The organism is Saccharopolyspora sp. (assembly GCF_017434145.1).
Classification (GTDB): Bacteria; Actinomycetota; Actinomycetes; order Mycobacteriales; family Pseudonocardiaceae; genus Saccharopolyspora_C; species Saccharopolyspora_C galaxeae.
Genome location: NZ_JAFRFW010000799.1, coordinates 1 through 2,074 on the forward strand (window position 1 = coordinate 1; position 2,074 = coordinate 2,074).

The window sequence follows — 2,074 nt, forward strand, 5'->3', positions numbered from 1 at the left end:
CGGCGGCGAGCACCGAGGCCGCCACCCCGACCCGGCACGGAGTGTTCGGCGCCCGCACCCGCTCGGTCGCCTTGAGCTGCCGCACCGCCTCGTCGCTGATCCGTTCCAGCTCCCGGCGCACCTGGCCCAGGTCGGGGCGGTCACCCGGGCGCGACTCGGGGTGCGCGTCCCACCGGGCGTGCAGGCCGCGCTGCACGTCCTTGCCCGCTTCGATCTGGTCGGTGAAGAAGCGGACGGCTACGCCCGGATCGAGTCCGTTGTCCGCGGCGAGCTCGGACACCTCGCCCAGCACCCGTCGCTCGCGTTCCGGATCGGCGATGGGTTTTCCGGTGCCGTACTTGGCGGCGGCGACCTCGTCCGCCAGCGCCAGCCGTTGCGCGGCGAGGTCCACCAGCGGGCCGAGATCGGTCGTCGCGGACTGCGCGGCGACCGAAGCCGGACCGACGACGGGCGCCCCGGCGTCCGGTGTCGCGGTTGCGGCCGGTGCCGTGCCTGCGGCCACGGCGCCGATGATCGAAGTTGCCAGCAACGTGCGTCGCATCGTCATGACTTCTCCCCTCGCGGTTCTGCTTCGCGGAAAAGTCTGCCGTGCACCCGCGTTCGGGCCGGGGCGGACTCGCCGCGGCGTGTCGGCCGGAGACCTCGGCGAACCGAATGGGCAGGTGAAGCCGGATATCCGCGACCGAATCAAGTGCCGAGAGTCCGTTGTGGACAGAGCGTTCGCAAGCGCCCCCGGCCGGGCGGCTGCAGGGCGGCGCGGTTGAGCACCCACCCGGCCGAGGGGTTGCGTTCGCGCGCCTACGCGCGCGGTCCCATCGCGAGCCCCGCAGCGCGAGGCGGTCGCGAGATCAGCTGGACAGGTAGCCGCCGTCGGCGGCCAGCGCGTGCCCGGTCACGAACGACGAATCGTCCGAGCACAGCCACAGGCTGGCCGCAGCGACCTCCTCCGGCCGCCCGAACCGGCCGAACAGGCTCAGCCGCGGCGCCAGGTCCTGCTCGCGGCGTCCGGTGCTGTCCATCGAGTACCGGATCATCGGCGTGTCGATCGCGCCGGGGCAGACGGCGTTGACCCGGATGCCGCGCGCGGCGTTCTCCAGCGACGCGACCTTGGTCAGCCCGATCACGCCGTGCTTGGCCGCGGTGTAGATCGCCTGGTTGAGCTGCGGCCGGTAGGAGTTCACCGAGCCGATGTTCACGATCGAACCGGGGCCGTCCTGCCGCAGCATCTGCTTGATCTCGTGCTTGAGGCACAGCGCCACGGACTTCAGGTTCACCGCGAGGATCCGGTCCAGGTCGTCCTCGGCGAGCTCGGCGACGGTATTGGCGTCCGGGGCGACCGCGGCGTTGTTCACCGCGCAGTCCAGCCGCCCGTACCGCTCGACCGCGGTCTCGACCATCCCGCGCACCTGATCGGAGTCGCCGACGTCGACGCGCAGGAACGACGCCCGGCCGCCACCGGCGACGATCTTGTCCACCGTGGACTCACCTGCGCGTTGCTCGCGGTCGGCGACCAGCACCGACGCGCCTTGCGCCGCCAGCAGCTCGGCGGTTGCCGCGCCCATGCCCATCGCCGCTCCGGTGACCGCCGCGACCTTGCCCGCGAGTGCGTCGCTGCCCATGTTCCTCCTGCTCAGAACGGGTTTTCGGGATCGCGCAGGGATTCCGGATCGGGAGTCGCTCCCGCGCCGATGGCGTTGCGCGCCGGAACCAGCTGCTTCGGCCGGTTCACGCCCAGGTGCGCGGTCAGCCGCCCTTGCGGGGACAGCCAGGCGGCGCCCCACCGCTCGGAGTCCGCGCCGCGCAGCACCAGCGTGTCGGCGGCGCTGTGGTGCCCGACGTACTGGAGCTTGCGGCCGAACTGGTCGCTCCAGAAGTAGGGGACCGGATCGTGCTCGGGAATGCCGGTGCCGAGGATCTGCGCGACCACCGTTTCCGGAGCGGTGCGCGCCTCGTCCCAGTGCTCGACCCGCAACCGCGCGCCCGAGCGCGGCGACCAGCGCGCCGCCGCGTCGCCCACCGCGTACACCCCGGGAACTCCGGTGCGCAGTTGCTCGTCGACGAGCACGCCGCGGTC

General features: G+C 72.6%; 3 protein-coding genes. All 3 read right to left on the minus strand.

Going from position 1 to position 2,074, the window contains the following annotated elements; genetic code table 11:
- The coding region (gene aroQ / locus IJH84_RS21675; RefSeq protein ID WP_295148297.1) for a gamma subclass chorismate mutase AroQ at window positions 1–547 on the minus strand (547 nt) is incomplete at its 3' end.
- 301 nt (window positions 548–848) lie between these two features.
- Window positions 849–1,619 (minus strand): SDR family NAD(P)-dependent oxidoreductase, encoded by a 771-nt coding sequence (locus IJH84_RS21680; RefSeq protein WP_295148300.1) that lies wholly within the window; start codon window positions 1,617–1,619, stop codon window positions 849–851.
- 11 nt (window positions 1,620–1,630) lie between these two features.
- Window positions 1,631–2,074 (minus strand): oxidoreductase C-terminal domain-containing protein (locus IJH84_RS21685; protein ID WP_295148304.1); only part of this gene is annotated, 444 nt, incomplete at its 5' end.

Excerpts from the sequence above, each read along its gene's own strand:
- IJH84_RS21680 (WP_295148300.1), bottom strand. The coding sequence starts at position 1,619 with ATGGGCAGCGACGCACTCGCGGGCAAGGTCGCGGCGGTCACCGGAGCG.